This window comes from Schaalia dentiphila ATCC 17982, from assembly GCF_000154225.1.
Classification (GTDB): domain Bacteria; phylum Actinomycetota; class Actinomycetes; order Actinomycetales; family Actinomycetaceae; genus Pauljensenia; species Pauljensenia dentiphila.
In genome coordinates this window covers 453,861-472,909 of record NZ_DS264586.1, presented here as the reverse complement: position 1 = coordinate 472,909, position 19,049 = coordinate 453,861, and the positions used below count along the sequence as shown (strand labels likewise).

Annotated in this window: 14 protein-coding genes; all 14 read left to right on the top strand. The window is 63.7% G+C overall.

What is annotated here, in order from left to right; genetic code table 11:
• The first annotated feature begins 212 nt into the window (after positions 1-212).
• Positions 213-3,353: a DUF5979 domain-containing protein gene (locus tag ACTODO_RS02010; protein WP_034511841.1), complete on the top strand. Its 3,141-nt coding sequence runs from the start codon at positions 213-215 to the stop codon at positions 3,351-3,353.
• A 313-nt stretch (positions 3,354-3,666) separates the two neighbouring features.
• On the top strand, positions 3,667-5,502 hold the full coding sequence (dnaK, locus tag ACTODO_RS02005) for a molecular chaperone DnaK (protein ID WP_003790803.1): 1,836 nt from the start codon (positions 3,667-3,669) through the stop codon (positions 5,500-5,502).
• Positions 5,499-6,155: a nucleotide exchange factor GrpE gene (locus ACTODO_RS02000; RefSeq protein ID WP_003790801.1), complete on the top strand. Its 657-nt coding sequence runs from the start codon at positions 5,499-5,501 to the stop codon at positions 6,153-6,155. Before dnaK ends, ACTODO_RS02000 begins: the two co-directional genes overlap by 4 nt.
• Positions 6,156-6,194: 39 nt before the next feature.
• Positions 6,195-7,241 (top strand): DnaJ C-terminal domain-containing protein, encoded by a 1,047-nt coding sequence (locus tag ACTODO_RS01995; RefSeq protein WP_003790798.1) that lies wholly within the window; start codon positions 6,195-6,197, stop codon positions 7,239-7,241.
• A gap of 3 nt (positions 7,242-7,244) precedes the next feature.
• A complete protein-coding gene (locus tag ACTODO_RS01990; RefSeq protein ID WP_003790796.1) occupies positions 7,245-7,799 on the top strand; it encodes a heat shock protein transcriptional repressor HspR in 555 nt (184 codons plus the stop codon).
• A gap of 565 nt (positions 7,800-8,364) precedes the next feature.
• On the top strand, positions 8,365-9,675 hold the full coding sequence (locus tag ACTODO_RS01985; RefSeq protein ID WP_003790795.1) for a Mur ligase family protein: 1,311 nt from the start codon (positions 8,365-8,367) through the stop codon (positions 9,673-9,675).
• Positions 9,672-10,412, top strand: coding sequence for a type 1 glutamine amidotransferase (locus tag ACTODO_RS01980; RefSeq protein ID WP_003790793.1), 741 nt, complete (start codon positions 9,672-9,674; stop codon positions 10,410-10,412). Before ACTODO_RS01985 ends, ACTODO_RS01980 begins: the two co-directional genes overlap by 4 nt.
• A gap of 130 nt (positions 10,413-10,542) precedes the next feature.
• The gene (locus ACTODO_RS01975) at positions 10,543-11,199 is read left to right on the top strand and encodes a hypothetical protein (protein WP_244262496.1); all 657 of its coding nucleotides are present in this window, start codon (positions 10,543-10,545) and stop codon (positions 11,197-11,199) included.
• Between the two features lie 202 nt (positions 11,200-11,401).
• Entirely contained in the window at positions 11,402-12,109 is a 708-nt protein-coding gene (locus tag ACTODO_RS01970) for a hypothetical protein (protein WP_244262495.1), read from the top strand.
• Positions 12,110-12,197: 88 nt separating this feature from the next.
• Positions 12,198-13,610 (top strand): DUF418 domain-containing protein, encoded by a 1,413-nt coding sequence (locus tag ACTODO_RS01965; protein ID WP_003790788.1) that lies wholly within the window; start codon positions 12,198-12,200, stop codon positions 13,608-13,610.
• A 359-nt stretch (positions 13,611-13,969) separates the two neighbouring features.
• On the top strand, positions 13,970-14,632 hold the full coding sequence (locus tag ACTODO_RS01960; protein WP_050749174.1) for a type III secretion system chaperone family protein: 663 nt from the start codon (positions 13,970-13,972) through the stop codon (positions 14,630-14,632).
• A gap of 120 nt (positions 14,633-14,752) precedes the next feature.
• Positions 14,753-17,365, top strand: a complete 2,613-nt coding sequence (gene clpB / locus ACTODO_RS01955) for an ATP-dependent chaperone ClpB (RefSeq protein WP_034511837.1) — start codon at positions 14,753-14,755, stop codon at positions 17,363-17,365.
• 75 nt (positions 17,366-17,440) lie between these two features.
• Positions 17,441-18,229 (top strand): TetR/AcrR family transcriptional regulator, encoded by a 789-nt coding sequence (locus tag ACTODO_RS01950; RefSeq protein WP_003790783.1) that lies wholly within the window; start codon positions 17,441-17,443, stop codon positions 18,227-18,229.
• Positions 18,226-19,029: a serine hydrolase domain-containing protein gene (locus ACTODO_RS01945; protein WP_003790781.1), complete on the top strand. Its 804-nt coding sequence runs from the start codon at positions 18,226-18,228 to the stop codon at positions 19,027-19,029. Before ACTODO_RS01950 ends, ACTODO_RS01945 begins: the two co-directional genes overlap by 4 nt.
• Positions 19,030-19,049: the final 20 nt, after the last annotated feature.

Below are 19,049 nucleotides of genomic sequence, written 5' to 3'. Positions count from 1 at the left end.
GACTGGTTGGAAAGTTGTTGCCGGCGTCTGCTGTTGGCTCTGTGGGTGCGTGGAACCTGGTGGTTGAGCTAATTTCCAGAGGGTGGTCAGGGTTTGTTGAGCTTTGGGGCTTATGGGTCATTCCGATCACACGTAGTATGTCTGGTAACCGTCGTGGTCACCACTATGTCCAGGCCGCACGGATTGAAATGAACCCTACGGAGGATGAATTGATGACGATGTTCCGCGCTAAGTGGGCGCGGGTGGCAGCTAGCGCCTCGGCGCTTGTTCTTGCCGCAACCGGGATAGGCATCTTTGGCGTCTTCTCGGCCGCGCCCGCCGAGGCTGCCGTCAACCCCAACATCAAGGTTGCGATCAAGCCCCTCGTTCTGTCTGACCAGGACGGAGTGGAGATCCCCGGGGCGGGTGCCCAGGTTGAGGATCCGGTGAGGATGTACGTTGAGTGGGATGCCAGCGATGCCAATCCGCAGCCGGGCGACTCTTTCACGGTTGGGCTGCCGACCACTGGGGCCGCACTGCCTGACATTACGCACTACTACCGTTTCCGCGAGGTTGGGCGTAGCGATCCGCTGATGTTTGACGGCCTGCAGGTCGGCGAGTGTGTGACCGCCGCCGATGTCATGACCTGTACCTTCAATCAAGCTGTCGCGGCCCAAAGCAACGTCAAGGGCAAGATGAATCAGATGCTCATGGCTCAGAAGGAAACTCCTCTGACCAAGCTTCCTTTCAATGCCAACGGTGTTGAGACTCAGGTTCCCAACCCGAACGATGAGCCCATCACCCAGCGCCTGTGGACCGAGAAGAACGTCGGCAAGTACGCGAACTCCCTGAAGCGCGACTCGACCCAGATCAACTGGCACATTACTGGTTCCGGCCGCCGCCTCTCGGAGCGTTCTGGAATGCCTGCGGGAACCTATGCGAACAAGGTCGTCTTCAACGATGTCCTCGGTGCTGACGGTCAGACGCTGCTGCCTGATGATTCCACCTGGTACGTTCGAGTGGACCCCAAGAGTGCGCCGAACCAGTACCCGACGGTCGCGCGAGTCGGGCAGCCCGGCATCAACACGACCTACGGCAACTACACGCTGGAGCGTACGATCTCCGCAGACGGCAAGTCTGCGACGGTGACGCTTACTCGTACCGACGGCAACTTTGACCCGTCGATCAACTACGAGATCGTCTACTCCTCGAAGATCGACGGTAACGTCATCCCTGAGAAGCAGTACACGAACAGCGCAACGCTGGTGGGTGACAAGGAAGGCCCGATCACCTCGGCGATCAGCTACCGCGACCCGATCACCTACACCATTGAGATGAAGCCCGGCTACGGTGCCTTCGGCGTGAAGAAGTACGTCCTCGGAGCGCAGGTCGGTGCCGACGCGGGACAGATCCCCGCCGCCACGGCCGTCACGGTTAACGTCAAGTACGAACTCCCCGCTGGCTGGGACCCGGCTCTCCACCCCGAGTGGACCGCTCCCGAGGGTGGAGCCAACCCCTACACGATGAAGGTTCCCGTTGAGCAGGGTGTGGCCGGTGTGGCCTTCCCCAAGGGCACCAAGGTGACGCTCACGGAGTCCCTCGACTCCGCACAGCTGCCTGCTGCACTGCGTTGGCAGGGGGAGCCCTCCTTCTCCGTCGGATCCACGAGCGCCGTGAACGAGGTCTCCTTCACCATCGCTGAGAACAACGTCTCTGCGGTCACGCTGACCAACACCGCAGCCCCGGCTCCCGGCAAGATTGCTGTGACCAAGAAGGTTGTTGGTGACATTCCGGCGGGTAAGACCTTCGCTTTCGATTACGTGTGTGACGATGCTGCGAAGACCTCTGGTTCGATCACGGATGTTGTTGCCGGTCAGGCGAAGGAGTCTGCTGAGATTCCCGCTGGTGCGACTTGCACCGTGACCGAGCGCGATGCCTCCGTCGACGGAAATACTCTGGTGACCTCCACGATTGATCCTGTGACGGTCAAGGCTGGCGAGGTCGCTGCCCTCGAGGTGACCAACACCTACACCCCGGTTCCGGGCAAGATTGCTGTGACCAAGAAGGTTGTTGGTGACATTCCGGCGGGTAAGACCTTCGCTTTCGATTACGTGTGTGACGATGCTGCGAAGACCTCCGGTTCGATCACGGATGTTGTTGCCGGTCAGGCGAAGGAGTCTGCTGAGATTCCCGCTGGTGCGACTTGCACCGTGACTGAGCGTGATGCGTCGGTTGATGGCTTCACCCTCCAGACCTCCACGATTGATCCTGTGATGGTTAAGTCCGGTGAGGTGGCCTCCTTCGAGGTGACCAACACCTACACCCCGGTTCCGGGCAAGATTGCTGTGACCAAGAAGGTTGTTGGTGATATTCCGGCGGGTAAGACCTTCGCTTTCGATTACGTGTGTGACGATGCTGCGAAGACCTCCGGTTCGATCACGGATGTTGTTGCCGGTCAGGCGAAGGAGTCTGCTGAGATTCCCGCTGGTGCGACTTGCACCGTGACTGAGCGTGATGCGTCGGTTGATGGCTTCACCCTCCAGACCTCCACGATTGATCCTGTGATGGTTAAGTCCGGTGAGGTTGCTGCCCTTGAGGTGACCAACACCTACACCCCCAAGGTCGGCAAGATCTCGGTGACGAAGGAAGTTGTTGGCGACATTCCTGCTGGCAAGACCTTCTCCTTCGACTACGTGTGCAACGATCCGGCGAAGACCTCCGGTTCGATCCTGAATGTCGCCGCTGGCGAGACCAAGGAATCGGGTGACATTCCGGATGGTGCCGAGTGTCTCGTGACCGAGCGTGAGGCTGAGGCCGCCGTTGACGGTTTCATCCTCGAGTGCTCTGCGGTTGATCCGGTTCCTGTCAAGGCTGGAGAGGTTGCTGCGGTTCTGATTACCAACACCTACACCCCGGCTCCCGGCAATATTGCCGTGACCAAGAAGGTTGTTGGTGACATTCCTGCCGACAAGACGTTCTCCTTCGACTACGTCTGTGACGATCCGGCCAAGACCTCCGGTTCGATTACGGATGTCGCTGCCGGTGACACGAAGGTTTCCCGCGATATTCCTGCCGGTGCGACCTGCACGGTGACGGAGAAGGACGCCTCGGTTGATGGTTTCACTCTCCAGACCTCCGCAATTGATCCCGTCGTGATCAAGGCGGGCGAGGTTGCCACTCTTGAGGTGACCAACACCTACACCCCGGTTCCGTCGCCGACCCCGACGCCGAGTGAGACCCCCGGTGGCAACGGCGGTGGGGACCGTCCCAGCCTTGCCAGGACCGGTGCCGACGTGCTCGGTGGGTCCCTCGCGACCCTGACCCTGCTGGGAGTGGGTGGAGGACTCCTCGCCCTGCGCCGCGCGCGTCGCTGATGCGCTCAATGATTGAGTGAGCGCTCTGAGCGCTCTGAGCGCCGAGCTCCGAACCCCCGGGCCCGTTGGGCCCGGGGGTTCGCCGTATCATCCGGGAGAGTTGTTCGGCCATAGCTGGGCAAATAACGCCCATTGTGAAACCTGAGCATATGTGACTCAAGTTCTGTCTCTTCAGGTTGCGGAATAAAAGGTCTGCTCGTAAAGTTGAGTACATCAGACTCAAGGGTCTGTCGGGATCATCCCGGCACGAGACAGCAATGCGAGCCGCTCCGGTGAGACGGAGTCGGCCTCGCCGATGAAAGGAACACACACTATGGCACGTGCAGTCGGCATCGACCTCGGCACCACCAACTCCGCTATCGCCGTCCTCGAAGGCGGCGAACCCACCATCATTCCGAACGCTGAAGGCGCTCGCACGACCCCCTCGGTCGTCGCCTTCTCCAAGACCGGCGAGGTTCTCGTCGGTGAGATCGCCAAGCGTCAGGCGGTCACGAACGTTGATCGCACCATCTCCTCCGTCAAGCGCCACATGGGCACCGACTGGACCACGGAGATCGACGGTAAGAAGTACACCGCGCAGGAAATCTCCGCGCGCATCCTCATGAAGCTGAAGGCTGACGCCGAGGCCTACCTGGGCGAGCCTGTCACCGAGGCTGTCATCACCGTCCCTGCCTACTTCAACGACGCTCAGCGCCAGGCCACCAAGGACGCCGGTCAGATCGCCGGCCTGAAGGTCGAGCGCATCGTCAACGAGCCCACCGCCGCGGCCCTGGCCTACGGCCTCGAAAAGGGCAAGGAAGACGAACTCATCCTGGTCTTCGACCTCGGTGGTGGCACGTTCGACGTGTCCCTCCTCGAGGTGGGTAAGGACGATGACGGCTTCTCCACCATTCAGGTGCGCGCCACCTCCGGCGACAACCACCTGGGCGGCGACGACTGGGATCAGCGCATCGTCGACTGGCTGATCGGCCAGGTCAAGGCGAAGACCGGCGCCGACCTGTCGAAGGATCCCGTTGCTCTCCAGCGCCTCAAGGAAGCCGCTGAGCAGGCGAAGAAGGAGCTGTCCTCCGCGACCTCCACGAACATCTCGCTGCAGTACCTGTCCATGACCGCCGATGGCCCCATCCACCTGGATGAGTCCCTCACGCGCGCCAAGTTCGAGGAGCTCACCTCCGACCTGCTTGAGCGCACCAAGAAGCCCTTCCGCGATGTCATGGCTGAGGCTGGCGTGACCGTCTCCGAAATCGACCACGTCGTGCTCGTCGGCGGCTCCACCCGTATGCCCGCCGTCACCGAGGTCGTCAAGGAGCTGACCGGTGGTCGCGAGCCCAACAAGGGCGTCAACCCCGATGAGGTCGTCGCCGTGGGCGCCGCCCTGCAGGCCGGTGTCATCCAGGGTGACCGTAAGGATGTCCTGCTCATCGACGTGACCCCGCTGTCGCTCGGTATCGAGACCAAGGGTGGCGTCATGACCAAGCTCATCGATCGCAACACGGCCATCCCGACCAAGGCCTCGGAGATCTTCTCCACCGCCGAGGACGGCCAGCCCTCCGTGCTTATCCAGGTCTACCAGGGCGAGCGTGAGTTCGCCCGTGACAACAAGCTGCTCGGCACCTTCGAGCTGTCCGGCATCGCCCCGGCCCCCCGTGGCGTGCCGCAGATCGAGGTCACCTTCGACATCGACGCGAACGGCATCGTTCACGTCTCCGCGAAGGATCGTGGCACCGGCAAGGAGCAGTCGGTGACGATCACCGGTGGTTCGTCCCTGTCCAAGGAGGAGATCGACCGCATGGTGAGCGAGGCCGAGGAGCACGCCGCCGAGGATAAGAAGCGCCGCGAAGAGGCCGACATCCGCAACCAGGCTGAGCAGGCCGTCTACGCGACGGAGAAGCTGCTCAAGGACGAGGCCGACAAGATCTCTGAGGAGACTCGCGAGGCCGTCCAGAAGGACGTCGACGCCGTCAAGGAAGCCCTCAAGGGTGACGACATCGAGGCCGTGAAGACCGCCACGGCGACCCTGTCCGAGTCCGGTATGAAGATCGGCCAGGAGATCTACGCCAAGCAGCAGGCCGACGAGGCCGGCGCCCAGTCCGCGCCCGCGCAGGACGACGTCGTGGACGCCGAGATCGTTGACGAGGACAACAAGTGAGCACCGAAGAAACCAACGGTTTCTCGGCGCCCAACGAAGACGCCAACGTCGCCGGGGCCGACTCCTTCGAGTCGGCCCCGGCCGGCCAGGCGGCCGAGAACAACGAGACCGCACTCGGCGCGGATGACGCTGCCCAGGCCTCGTCCGAGGGCTCGGCCGACGACATGAGCGCCTTCGAGGAGCAGATCGAGGACTCCGACCTCGCCAAGGCCCTCGAGCGCATCGCGAGCGTCGAGGACCAGCTGGCCCGCGCCAACGCGGAGCTGTATAACCAGGGCCAGGAGTACGCCAACTATGTGCGCCGCTCCAAGGAAGCCATCCCCGGCTACAAGACCGCGGGCCAGGACGAGGTCATCGAGTCGCTCATCAGCGTCCTCGACGACATCGCCGCCGCCCGCGCGCATGGCGACCTGGAGGATGGCCCCTTCGCGTCGATCGCCACGAAGCTCGAGGAGACGCTCAAGACGCGTTTCGAGCTGGAGCGCTACGGCGCCCCGGGCGACGACTTCGATCCCGCCCTGCACGACGCCCTTATGGCGACCACCAGCCCGGACGTCGACCATCCCGTCATCGGGCAGGTCCTCACGAGCGGCTATCGCCGTGGCGAACGCGTCGTGCGCGCCGCGAAGGTGCTGGTGAACAACCCTGAATGACATCGACACGCTCGCAACTGAAAGAGAGGTGACACGCGCGTGAGTGAACAGGAATGGTTCTCCAAGGACTTCTACAAGGTCCTCGGAGTTGACAAGACAGCGGATAAGAAGGCCATCACCAAGGCCTACCGCAAGCTGGCTCGGCAGTGGCACCCGGATCAGAACCCGGGCGACAAGGCCGCTGAGGCTAAGTTCAAGGAAATCGGCGAGGCCTACGCCGTCCTGTCCAATGACGAGGATCGCAAGCGCTATGACGCGATCCGCGCGATGGCTAGCGGCGGGGCACGCTTCTCCGCCGGATCGGGCGGCGCGGGCGGCTTCGAGGACCTCTTCGGTGCTTTCGGCGGTGCCGGCGGCTTCGGAGGCGGCGGTCATAACGTGCGCTTCCAGACCTCCGGCATGCCCGGCGGTGGTGGCTTCGAAGACATCCTCTCCGGCCTCTTCGGTGGTGGCGGCGGTGGCGCGCGTTTTGGGGGCGACCCCTACGGTTCGCCCTTCGGCGCCGCTGGTCACGCCCAGCAGGCGGCACCCACCCCTGAAAAGGGCGGGACCGTGCGCGCAAAGCTGGCCATTTCCTTCCGTCAGGCCCTGAATGGTGCGACCCTGACCATCAAGGTCGGCGGCTCTCCGATCAAGGTTCGCATCCCCGCGGGCATTAAGGACGGCCAGAAGGTCCGCGTCAAGGGCCACGGCAAGCCCGGTACGCATGGCGGTCCCGCGGGCGACCTTGAGGTTGTTGTGACGGTCAAGCCGCATCCCGTGTTCTCGCGCGAGGGTGACGACCTGGTTCTCACCCTGCCCGTGACCGTGTCCGAGGCCATCCTTGGCACCGTCGTTGACGTGCCGATGATCGACGGCAACACGGCCACGGTCAAGGTGCCTGCAGGTTCCTCCTCGGGCTCCGAGATCCGCGTGCGCGGCGGGGGAGTGAAGACCTCCAAGGCGACGGGTGACCTGATTGCCCGCGTGGCCATCCAGGTTCCCGCCAAGCCGAGCCGCGACCTCAAGAAGCTCGCGAAGGAGATGGCGAAGGCCGAGGGTGACCTCGACGTCCGCGCCTCCCTGTTCGAGGCCGTGGAGGAGTAAGCCATGGCGAAGACGGGATCGGACGATGCGATCACGTTTGTCATCTCGGTTGCGGCTGAGCTGGCGGGCATGCATCCGCAGACCCTGCGCCAGTACGACCGTCTCGGCCTGGTGACCCCCGCCCGTACTAAGGGGCGGGGTCGCCGCTATACGAAGCGGGACGTGCAGCGTCTGCGCGACGTGCAGCGGATGAGCCAGGAAGAGGGTATCAACCTGGCGGGCATCCGACGCATCCTCGAGCTCGAGCGCCGCGTCGAGGCCTTGGAAGAGGAACGGGACGCTCTGCGTGGGGCGGTCGCCGCGGCCGAAGCTAAGCGCAACCGTGTGTTCGCTGCGTCTGCGGACGGTCAGGTCATGCCGATGCGACGAGGCCAGCGCCCGTGGGATAGCTCCTCGAGGTCTGAGGGCCGCTCCGGCGGCTCTCTCACCGTGTGGAATCCGGTGCGGGCGCTCGCGGCGCTCGCCTCCTCCCAGGCCCCGGCGCGTTCGGCCCTTCCGGCTGCGCCGCGATCGAAGGCACGCGCGGTGATTGAGGGGACGATCGTCCCTCGCCACTAGGACATCGGGACATAAAGGACTGCGGGACCCATCCAGTGGATGGGTCCCGCAGCGTAATTCGATCGAAGATCCGGGGGCACACAGGATCCTCGACCGAAGCCTGGAACAGGCAACAGGCTTGCACCTGCTGAACATAGTTTTACCAGGTCACGACCTGTTTCGATAGTTGATTGTTGGGGTGTGGACCGCTTGGCGCAAACGTGCAGGGGCTGCGTGAAATGTGTGCGTCAGATTCGCTACTATTTTTTGGAAATGTCCTCTGACCTGCAAGTTTGTTGGTGGGTACGCCTTTTCCTTGAAAATGCTCATGTTGTGGGCCGGTAGGACGATGCTCGTGGGTGGCTCATCGGTCGGTATTGACCGTTAGGAAATATCGATGCCATCACACAGAGATGGCGTGGATAACGTCGGTATGCAATATGTAACTATCTGTGCAGGTCAGATGAGTATCAGCGTGTTGCGCGAGGAAGGCGGTCTGAGAGGTGTCCCTCGTCTGTGTCCTGATAGAAAGGATCGAGATGCGTCAGCGGTGCGACCGATGCCCCGCATGCGTTAACGTGGACGCATGACGAAATCTTCGCATCACCTGTCGGTGCGCTCGCGCGTGGCCAAAGCGGCCGGCGGTGCCGCCCGCTTCGCCTCCCGGGCCCTCGGGCGCGGCTCCGGCGGCATGATTGGCGGTGAGGTTGCCATGCGCATCTCGCCGACGTTCCTTTCGGAGCTGGCAGCCCCCTACTCTTCCGTCATCGTGACCGGTACGAACGGAAAGTCGACGACGACGCGTATGGTGCGGGCGGCCCTCGAAAGCGCCGGACCCGTCGCTTCGAACATCAATGGTGACAACATGACCTCGGGCGTGATTACGGCCCTCATGCAGGGTAAGGGGGCGACGCGAGCGGCCCTCGAGGTCGACGAGATGCACGTGCCCGCCGTCGCCGCCGACGTGAAGCCGGCGGTCTTCGTGTACCTGAATCTCTCGCGTGATCAGCTTGACCGCGTCGGCGAAATTGGCTCCGTCGAGCGTCGCCTGCGTGACGGGGCCTCGGCCCACCCGGGCGCCGTCGTCGTCGCCAACTGCGACGACCCGTTGATCGTGTCCGCCGCCGCCGACAATCCGAACGTCGTGTGGGTGGCCGCAGGCGCCGGTTGGGGAGGAGACTCCGCCGCATACCCGCGCGGTGGCCGCGTCGTCCGCTCCGGTGAGGACTGGCACCTGATCCCCGCCTTCGACGGCGAGGAACTCCCTGAGCTCAGCAGCCGTCCTCAGCCTCAGTGGTGGCTCGAGGACATCGAGCTGGCCCCCGAGGGGCCGCGCGCGACGCTGCGTGGACCCGACGGCGTCAGCGTCCCCCTCAAGCTGAAGCTTCCCGGGCGCGCCAACCTTGGCAATGCCGCGCAGGCTGTCGCCGCCGCCGTCGCGATGGGCATTGACCCCGCTGCTGCCGCCGCGGCCGTCAGCAGCGTCACCGAAGTCGCGGGACGCTACTCCGTCCACGATGTCAACGGACGCAGTGCGCGCCTCATGCTCGCCAAGAACCCCGCCGGATGGCAGGAAGCCATGACGATGATCGACCCGCGCGTCGACCAAGTTGTCATCGGCGTCAACGGCCAGGTGCCCGACGGCCAGGACCTCTCCTGGCTGTGGGACGTCGACTTTTCCGCCGTCAAGCAGCCCGGCCGCCGCGTTGTGGCCTGCGGTGAGCGCGGCGCCGACCTGGCCGTGCGCCTCGAATATGCGGGCGTCCACTGTGACCTCGTTCCGCTGCCCATCGACGCCCTCGCCGCGTGCGAGCCCGGCCGCGTTGAGATGCTCCTCAACTACACGGCCATGCGCGACTTCAAGGTCCTGCTTGATCGAAAGGAAGGCACGCGATGAGTGTCTCCACGCTGCGAATCGGCGTCCTCATGCCCGAGGTCCTGGGCACCTACGGCGACAGCGGTAATGCGGTGATCCTCGCCGAGCGCGCCCGCAGGCGCGGCATCGACGCCGAGGTCGTCCACGTCGGCTTGACCGAGGAGATCCCGGACAGCCTAGACATTTACACTCTCGGAGGTGGCGAGGATACCGCCCAGGCGCTCGCGGCCGACAAGTTCCGCGGCACCTCCGGTCTCGCCCGCGCCCTCCACGCGGGGCGCCCGCTCCTCGCGATCTGCGCCTCCCTGCAGGTTCTCGGCCACTGGTACGAGGATGCGCGGGGCGTGCGCGTTCCCGGTATGGGCGTCCTCGATATTACGACGCGCCCACAGGGGCACCGAGCGATCGGTGAGCTCGTCTGTGAGCCCGTTCTCGACGGCCTTACGCAGACTCTGACGGGCTTTGAAAATCACGGGGGCGGCACCGTTCTCGGCCCCGACGCCTCCCCGCTGGGACGCGTCATCTCGGGCGTCGGAAACGGCACACCCCAGGGAGAGGAAGCGCCCGAGGTGCGCTATGACGGCGCCGTTCAGGGGTCCGTCATCGCCACCTACATGCATGGCCCCGCTCTCGCCCGTAACCCCGAGCTGGCGGACCTGCTGCTGGAGCGTGCCACGGGCGCAACGCTGGAACCACTCGACGTGCCGGGTGTCGACGAGCTACGCAAGGAACGGCTGGCCGGCATTCAGCTGTCCTGACCTCGCCTCAGCCTCATTCATCCGTCGCCGATTCCCGGCGGGGATCGGCGACGCACAATCTGGTTCTGTCGCGCTCTGGTTGCGGGACTCTAGTATTCTGAGCTCGATCTTCCATCAGAAAGGCATAGACATGTCGAATCCCTCCTACGGCCCCGCGGACCAGCAGAACGCGGTGCCTATGAACGGCACTTCCTACCCGGGTGCCGCAGCCCCGCAGGGCTACGGTGCTCCCGCGCCCGTGGTCATGTCGAAGCTGCCCGGTCGAGGCGGCGCCATCACCACGCTCGTTCTCGGCGTGGTACTCATGGTTTTCATCGCGCCGATTGTCTTCTTTGCCACGATGATCGCCGGTGTGGCTGGCACCGATGGCAACGCGGTCAAGGGTGGCACCACCGCCAACGGCAGCGTCGTCACTGTGACCGCGGATGGCATCTTCATGGTGCGGGCCGACGCGCACAAGGATCCCTCCTGCTCGCTGATTGGCGCAGATGACAAGAGCTACGAGCTGGAACCCTACGCTGGCAGCGAGGACGTGTACCTGGCAGAGAACCTGCCCGCGGGCTCGTACGTGCTGCAGTGTGACGGCATCGCCAGCGGCGCGAACATCACCGCATTCAACGCATCGCCTGAGGTCGTGACAAAGGTCTTCGCCATGCCCTTCGTGTGGGGCACCGTCGTCGGTGTTGTCGGCCTGATTCTCCTGATCGTCGGCATCGTTCTCCTGGTGAAGGTGAACGGCAAGCGCCGCCGCATTACGCAGGAATCCATGCTGAGCGCCGTGCGCTGACTCAAGCTCCGCGAAAGGGGGCGAGGCTGGGGGTTTATCCCGGGCCCCGTCCCCTTTGTGGTTCCCTCTGGCGTTTTCCTCCACGGCAGGAAACAGCGTACGATCGAGGGTTATCTGAGCGTTCCAATCGCGTCGGCGCACTGTTCAGTCTGCCTGCCGCATTGTTATGCTTAAGCAAAGTTTTCTTCAGGAAGGCACGCACATGTCGAATCCCCCCTACGGTGTCCCCGGCGATCAGGGCACACCCTGGCCCCAGTACGGTGACAACGGAGCGGGAGCTCCGATGCAGGGTATGCCGATGCAGGGTATGCCGATGCAGGGAGGGCCTCAGAACTTCCAGGGTTACGGTGGTCCGGCCCCGATGCCGATCGTGAAGGGCCCCAGCAAGGCCCCCGGCACCATTCTCATCGTCCTGGGCGTCCTCGCGTCTTTTGTCGCCGCTCCCATCCTTTTCTTTGTCCTGTGGTTCCAGGGCGTCACGGATATGGCTGGCGCTCTGGCTCAAGGTGCCACCTTCTCGAATGGCGGCACCGTTGAGGTCGGCGGAGCCGGCAGCTACATGCTCCAGATCTCGGGCGGCGAGGCAACTACGTGCAAGATGATTGACTCGGGCAACAACGTGTACGACATGTCCCCGTTCCAGAGCGACAAGTCGCTCTACTACATCGACGGCCTGAACAATGGCACCTACACGGTCCGCTGCGAAGGTGTCGACCAGAAGGCGTCCATGACGGGCATGAGCGTGAGCCCCAATGACTTTACGAACACGGTCGGCTTCGCATTCCTGTGGAGCACCGCGGTTGGCGTCACCGGCGTCGTCCTGCTGATCGTCGGTATCGTCCTCGTGGTTCGAGCCGGCAGTAAGACCAAAGAGCTTCAGCAGCAGGCCATGATGTCAGCGATGTACTGACCCATGTAACGCGATCAGGGGCGAGGCCCGGACAGACTCTCCGGCCTCGCCCCTTTGCCGCACCGACAGCACCACGAGGAAGGACGCCATGCATACCCTGTCTTTCACGGGAGAACGCCAGCTTCGATACCCGGCCCCCGACGTCGCGCGCGGCTTTATGCTCGCGCTCATTGCGCTGGCAAACGTCCCCTTTTGGCTCAGATACTTCCCGGAGGCGCCTCACGCCGGGCGTGCGGCGCTTGCGGCGATGGGGAGCGCCGACCAGTGGTGGTACCTGGCGCGGACCCTGTTCGTTGACCGCAGGGCCTACCCACTCTTCTCGATCCTGTTCGGTTTCGGCATGGCGATCATGGCCTCGCGCACGATGGAGCGTGAGCGCCGGGCCGTCATGGAGACCTTCACTGCCGAGGAGGTTGCCGGCTGGCATCCCGTCCAACGACAGATTCTCGAGGAGAACGTCGAGCGTCACGTTCGCCGCATGGCCTCGCGTCTGATTCGCCGCCGCGGCTGGTGGATGCTGGCCTTCGGCCTGGTGCATGCTGTCTTCTTCGCGGGTGACATCATCGGGGCGTACGGCCTGGTTGCGGTGATTTTTGCTGAGGTGATCGTCATGACGCGCGCATGGTTGCGGGTGCTGGTTGGCGTACTCATTGGCTCCTTGAGCCTGCTGGGAATCTGGTCGATGGCGGCGTTCGTGGGCCGAGAACCGATGATGTTGGAATTCCACGATCCCACATCGCTGGACGCGGGGTATCCGCTGGTGTCTGTTGCCTCCTGGCTCATCGCGACGCCGATGACTGTCCTCACGGCTCTGGTGGTTCCCTGCGTCATGATCGGCGTGGGCGTGGCGCGCTGGGGCCTCCTCCAGGACCCGCGGGGGCGTGGTGCTTTGCTGTCCGAAATTGCGGCGTGCGGCCTGGGGATCGGCGCGCTCGGAGGATTGCCTTTCGCGCTCATGCAGCTGGATTGGGCATTCGCCGGCTCGGCCGCCTGGTCTTACCCGCTGTTCCACGCCTCGGGGGTCGCGGGTGCGTGCGGCTGGCTGGCGCTTCTGGCCCTCGTGGGCGGCGGCCCACGCGAAAAGCTGGGCACCGCGTGCGCCTTCCTCAGCGCGATCGGTCGCCGTTCGATGACCGCCTACCTGTCCCAGACGCTGCTCTTCATCCTCATCTGCGGGTTGTCAATCTCCTTCGGTGTGCGCTCGCTGGGCGTCGCCGTGTCCGGCCTGATTGCGCTCGTCGTGTGGGCGCTGATCGGCCTGGTCTGTGTCATTGCCGAGGCAATGGGATCTTCGCGCGGTCCCGCTGAGTGGGTGCTGCGCTGGCTGGTCGCGAAGAGTGCCAAGAAGAGGCCGATGCCGGTCTTCGTTCCCGTTCCCGTCGTTCGCTCGGACGTGTCCACAGGAGTCGCGCAGGCCTCGTCGCTCCCAGTGACTCCGGTCCCCGCATCGGGTGTCGAGCCCAATGGGAGTGTGCAGGGGAGTACGTGCGACAGCGAGTGAAATTTTCCTATTTAATAGAAATGAGCTCTGCGTGCAAGGGCTATGTAAAAATGTGAGAGACTGCACATTTGGCATGGGGGGATGTGAGCTCTGCCGGATGAGCTGCGACGACGGTGATGCGCCGTCGTATTGTGCATTCCCTCCGCGGGGCTGAATCTGTCAGGGGCGTTGGTTTTTCGCGGTTTCTGCGCTACTGTGAAGTTACCAAGACACGTGCTGGTAACACGATGAGGTGAGCTGGGGAGGCGCCAATGGGTATGCATGTGAAGACCGCTGTCAGGGGTGATCGGCGCGCTCTCGCCCCATTGGTAGCGACGCAGTGGCGCGTCACCAATTATCGGCACGACTAGGGGTGCATCATGGGCTGGCTATGGCGGGCGGATGTCGACGGGGGGACCGATGGTGAGGAGACTCCTCGCCGCCGCGAACTGCCGGACGATATCGCCCCTGATATGGAACAATGGGGAGGTAGCAATGCAGCACCTCCGGAAGGAATTGTCACGGGTAATTCGGAGTTTGAAGCCAATCGTTTCGATATGGTTCGTCCCATCACGCAGGAGCGCTTAGGTCTCCTTTTTGATTCCGAGGGGTGGGCGTGGCGTATCGATAGCGATGGAGACCTCTGCGGTTTTTGGGAGGGGCATCTGTTCTGCTTCCGCTTCCTCGGAGACTCGCGCGAGGTGCTGTCGATCGTTGCCTTCATGAAGAGCCTCGTTCCCATTGAATGTGGTGAGGATCTGCGGGACTTCCTGCAGGCGTGGCACGGCGAGTTCCTGTGGCCCAAGGCCTACGTTGCTGATCAGGACGAGGGAGACCGTGTCGTCGCCGAGGTGAATGCCGATTACGAGTATGGCGCGACGGATGCGCAGCTCGTGCAGCAGGTGATGTGTGCGCTGGCGACAACCCTTCAGCTTTTCCGCGCGCTCGAGGAGCGCTATGGCCTCGATGATGATGAAGGGCACGGTCCTGCCGGCGGTCATCAGCGCGGGTTTGATGGCCCTGCCTGGCTTCCCGAGAGCTGACTCACATCCCCCTCAAAATTGAAGTTGAGTGGAATAGACTCAATTTCAGCTTCGTTGTGTCTGTCAGAAGGCGTTGACTGTCTCGACGCCACCAGACAAACCATTTGGAGGAGTGATTTCATGGCACGTGAAATGACGACAAAGGCGCAGGAGGCCGTCTCCTCTGCGCTTCAGGCTGCCGGTGCAGCCGGCAACCCGCAGGTGGAGCCCATCCACCTGCTGGAAGCACTGATCGAACAGCGCGAAGGCATCGCGCTCTCCCTGCTCGAGGCCGTTGGGGCCGACGTTCGCGCGATCGGCGCACGCACTCGCAATGCCCTCGTGGCGCTCCCGAGTGCGCAGGGCGCATCCGCCGGAAGTGCCCAGCCCTCGAACGCTCTGCTCGCGGTCGTTCGCGACGCCGGCGAGCGGGCCGAGGCTGGCGGCGACCAGTACATCTCGACCGAGCATCTGCTCATCGCGCTGGCTGCGTCGCAGACCGAGGCCGGTCGCATCCTCGCCCAGGGCGGCGTCGAGGCCGACGCGCTGACTCAGGCTCTCGCGCAGCTGCGCCCCGATCCGATCACCTCGGCGGACCCCGAGGGGTCCTTCGAGGCCCTGTCCAAGTACGGGCGTGACCTCACGGAGGTGGCGCGCGAAGGCAAGCTCGATCCGGTTATCGGCCGTGACAACGAGATTCGCCGCGTCGTGCAGGTCCTGTCCCGTCGTACTAAGAACAATCCTGTTCTGATCGGCGAGCCCGGCGTCGGCAAGACGGCCGTCGTTGAAGGCCTCGCCCAGCGCATCGTCGCGGGCGACGTCCCGGAGTCCCTGCGCGACAAGCGCCTCGTCTCCCTCGACGTTGCGTCGATGGTCGCCGGCGCGAAGTACCGCGGTGAGTTCGAGGAGCGCCTGAAGGCGGTTCTGTCCGAGATTTCTCGCTCAGACGGGCAGATCATCACCTTCATCGACGAGCTGCACACCGTCGTTGGTGCGGGCGGCGGCTCCGAGGGTGCGATGGACGCGGGCAATATGCTCAAGCCCATGCTCGCCCGCGGCGAGCTGCGCATGGTCGGCGCGACGACTCTCGATGAGTACCGCGAGAACATCGAAAAGGATCCGGCGCTGGAGCGTCGTTTCCAGCAGGTGTTCGTCGGCGAGCCCTCGGTTGAGGACACCGTTGCGATCCTGCGCGGTATCGCGCCGAAGTACGAGGCTCACCACAAGGTGACCATCTCCGATGGTGCGCTCGTTGCTGCGGCGACCCTGTCGAACCGCTACATCACGGGGCGCCAGCTGCCCGACAAGGCGATCGACCTGATCGATGAGGCGGCCTCGCGCCTGCGCATGGAGCTGGACTCCTCGCCCGTCGAGATCGACGAGCTGCGCCGCAGTGTGGATCGCCTCCGCATGGAGGAGTCCTACCTGACCGAATCCGATCCGGAGGGCCTGGATGAGGCTACCCAGGAGCGGCTGAGCAAGCTGCGCGCTGACCTCGCTGACCGCGAGGAGAGCCTGCGTGCTCTGACGGCTCGCTGGGAGGCTGAGAAGGCTGGTCACAACCGTGTTGGTGAGCTGCGCGTCCAGCTCGACTCGCTGCGTACCCAGCTGGACCTGGCCGTGCGCGAGGGGCGTTGGGAGGAAGCCGGGCGCCTGCAGAACGGTGAAATCCCGGCAGTCGAGCGTCAGATCGCCGAGGCTGAAGCGCAGGCTGAGGAGCAGGATGCCCGTAGCGACGACGAGCCGATGATCGCCGAGAAGGTCGGCCCTGCAGAGATCGCCGATGTCATCGAGGCGTGGACCGGAATTCCGACGGGTAAGCTCCTGCAAACGGAGACGGACAAGCTCCTGCACATGGAGGATGAGCTCGGAAAGCGCCTGATCGGTCAGAAAGATGCCGTGCGTGCGGTGTCCGATGCGGTCCGTCGCTCCCGCGCAGGCCTGTCCGACCCGAATCGTCCGACCGGTTCGTTCCTTTTCCTCGGCCCGACGGGCGTGGGTAAGACGGAGCTGGCCAAGGCGCTCGCGGAGTTCCTCTTCGACGACGAGCGTGCGATGGTGCGTATCGACATGTCCGAGTACTCCGAAAAGCACTCGGTGGCGCGCCTCGTCGGCGCCCCTCCGGGGTACGTGGGCTACGAGCAGGGCGGTCAACTGACCGAGGCGGTGCGCCGTCGTCCCTATTCCGTGATTCTGCTGGACGAAGTCGAGAAGGCCGATCCTGAGATTTTCGACATTCTTTTGCAGGTTCTGGATGATGGACGTCTCACTGACGGACAGGGGCGGACGGTCGACTTCCGCAACACCATTCTGATCCTCACCTCGAACCTCGGATCGCAGTTCCTGGCGGACCCGGACTTGACACCCGAAGAAAAGCGGGAGTCTGTCATGTCTGTCGTATCGGCGGCCTTCCGTCCGGAGTTTCTCAATAGGCTGGATGAGACGGTCATGTTTGACGCTCTTACCCGTGAAAATCTGGGCGAGATCGTCGATTTGCTCGTCGCGTCGCTGGAGTCTCGTCTGCGCGAGCGTCGTATCGGATTGACAGTAACCGAACCGGCCCGTGGATGGCTCGCTCGAGTCGGCTATGATCCGGCCTTCGGAGCGCGCCCGCTGCGCCGCTTGATTCAGCGCGAGATTGGCGATCGACTGGCCAAGCTGCTGCTCAGTGGAGACGTTCAAGATGGTCAGAATGTGACAGTTGACATCAACGATTCCATTGACGGGCTTGTCATGAATGTTGATAAACCCTGAGATTGCGCGGTACACTGACTACCAGTGTGTATTTCGGGCGCTCGGTATGTGGTGCCCGCAACAGCAGGAGATGATATGACAACCCAGAGGAAGGCCCGTGGCGCCTACTCCGTAGGACAGGCGACGCGTGAATCCATCCTCTCAGCAGCGATGGTTCTGATTGCAGAGCGAGGCTATAACGGCTTTTCCCTGCGTGACCTTGGTCGCCGAGTCGGCATTTCGCACCCCGCGGTGGTCTATCACTTCCCCTCGAAGGAAGCCATCCTGCGCAGCGCGATTCAGCGTCACGAGGAGATGAACGCACTCTTCGACGTTTCCATTAACGATGAGACCGAAGGCGGGTTCGACGAGGGCGGTATCACCGTGGGCTCGTTTGTTGACTGGGCAGTCGGGGAAATGCGCTTCGCCATAAAGCCCGGCGCCGATGCGGCCATCGCACTGGACTGTGTCCTGTGGGCGGAGTCCTCCTCTGAGGCGCACCCTGCACACGCACACTACAAGTACCGCACCCAGCAGATGGAGGAAACCCTCACTGCGATGATCCAGACCTTCGTGGACGAGGAGGGTGCCGCAATTGGTACGACTCCTCGTACGCTTGCGAGGATCCTCATTCGCTACTGGTACGGCTCCGTCGTCTCGGCTCGTTACAACGACGAGCCGATCGACGCTCGTGAGTTCGTCGCGGACTTCCTCGCTGTGTGTGTGCAGCTCCTGCGTCTGCCTGCGCACTACGTGCTGCAGCTCGGGGCCTCGGTCCCCGAGGAGGTCGCAGAAGTTTACGCGCGCACCCTGCGTAAGATCAGTGAAAAGACCACAGCAGCCGCCGAGGCAGGTGTGGCTCCGGCTCCGGAGGCCACCGCGTGATCGGCCCACTGCCATCCTTTGATGTCGCCCTCGTCCTTCGTGTCGGGGGCGACGTCGTCTATACGTACGGAGACGTCGATCGTGTTTTCCCGCTCGCGTCGGTAACCAAGCCGATCGTCGCGTGGTCGGTGTTGGTCGCGGTCGAACGAGGCCTGGTTTCCCTCGATGATCCCGCGGGTCCTGAGGGTTCGACGGTCCGGCACCTGCTGGCTCACGCCTCGGGCCTGCCGTTCGAGGGGCGTCGCCCCGTCGCTGCTCCGGAGAAGCGACGGATCTACTCGAACGAGGGCTTCGACGTCCTCGGCGAGGTGATCGAGGCTGCGACCGGCGTCGGCATTGCGCAGTGGGTGCGCGAGACGGTCTTTGAGCCGCTCGGCATGGCGACGGCCGATATTCCCGGTAGCCCCGCTCATGCGGGGGTCGCCAGTGCGTCCGACGTCAGCCTCTTCGGTGCCGAGCTCGCACGCCCAACGTTGCTGAGTGGACCGTTGGCTGCGCTTGCCGCTCTGTCGCAGTTTCCTGCGCTCGCTGGCGTTGTGCCTGGCTACGGGCGTTTCAATCCCTGCCCGTGGGGCCTCGGCCTCGAGATTCGCGGTGAGAAGTCGCCGCACTGGACCGCGCCCGACGCCTCCCCGCGCACGATCGGGCACTTCGGACAATCCGGCTCGTTCGTGTGGGCGGACCGTGACCTTCGTGCCAGCGCCGCCTTTGTTGGCGCGGAGCATTTCGGGCTGTGGCATCACGACAACTGGTCAGCCCTCAATGCAGAGTTGCTGCGCCTCGCGCGCGAGCACGCCTAATCGATACGGAACGAGGCCTG

Excerpts from the sequence above, each read along its gene's own strand:
- ACTODO_RS02010 (WP_034511841.1), top strand. The coding sequence starts at position 213 with ATGACGATGTTCCGCGCTAAGTGGGCGCGGGTGGCAGCTAGCGCCTCG.
- dnaK (WP_003790803.1), top strand. The coding sequence starts at position 3,667 with ATGGCACGTGCAGTCGGCATCGACCTCGGCACCACCAACTCCGCTATC.
- ACTODO_RS01990 (WP_003790796.1), top strand. The coding sequence starts at position 7,245 with ATGGCGAAGACGGGATCGGACGATGCGATCACGTTTGTCATCTCGGTT.
- ACTODO_RS01985 (WP_003790795.1), top strand. The coding sequence starts at position 8,365 with ATGACGAAATCTTCGCATCACCTGTCGGTGCGCTCGCGCGTGGCCAAA.
- ACTODO_RS01980 (WP_003790793.1), top strand. The coding sequence starts at position 9,672 with ATGAGTGTCTCCACGCTGCGAATCGGCGTCCTCATGCCCGAGGTCCTG.
- ACTODO_RS01975 (WP_244262496.1), top strand. The coding sequence starts at position 10,543 with ATGTCGAATCCCTCCTACGGCCCCGCGGACCAGCAGAACGCGGTGCCT.
- ACTODO_RS01970 (WP_244262495.1), top strand. The coding sequence starts at position 11,402 with ATGTCGAATCCCCCCTACGGTGTCCCCGGCGATCAGGGCACACCCTGG.
- ACTODO_RS01965 (WP_003790788.1), top strand. The coding sequence starts at position 12,198 with ATGCATACCCTGTCTTTCACGGGAGAACGCCAGCTTCGATACCCGGCC.
- ACTODO_RS01960 (WP_050749174.1), top strand. The coding sequence starts at position 13,970 with ATGGGCTGGCTATGGCGGGCGGATGTCGACGGGGGGACCGATGGTGAG.
- clpB (WP_034511837.1), top strand. The coding sequence starts at position 14,753 with ATGGCACGTGAAATGACGACAAAGGCGCAGGAGGCCGTCTCCTCTGCG.
- ACTODO_RS01950 (WP_003790783.1), top strand. The coding sequence starts at position 17,441 with ATGACAACCCAGAGGAAGGCCCGTGGCGCCTACTCCGTAGGACAGGCG.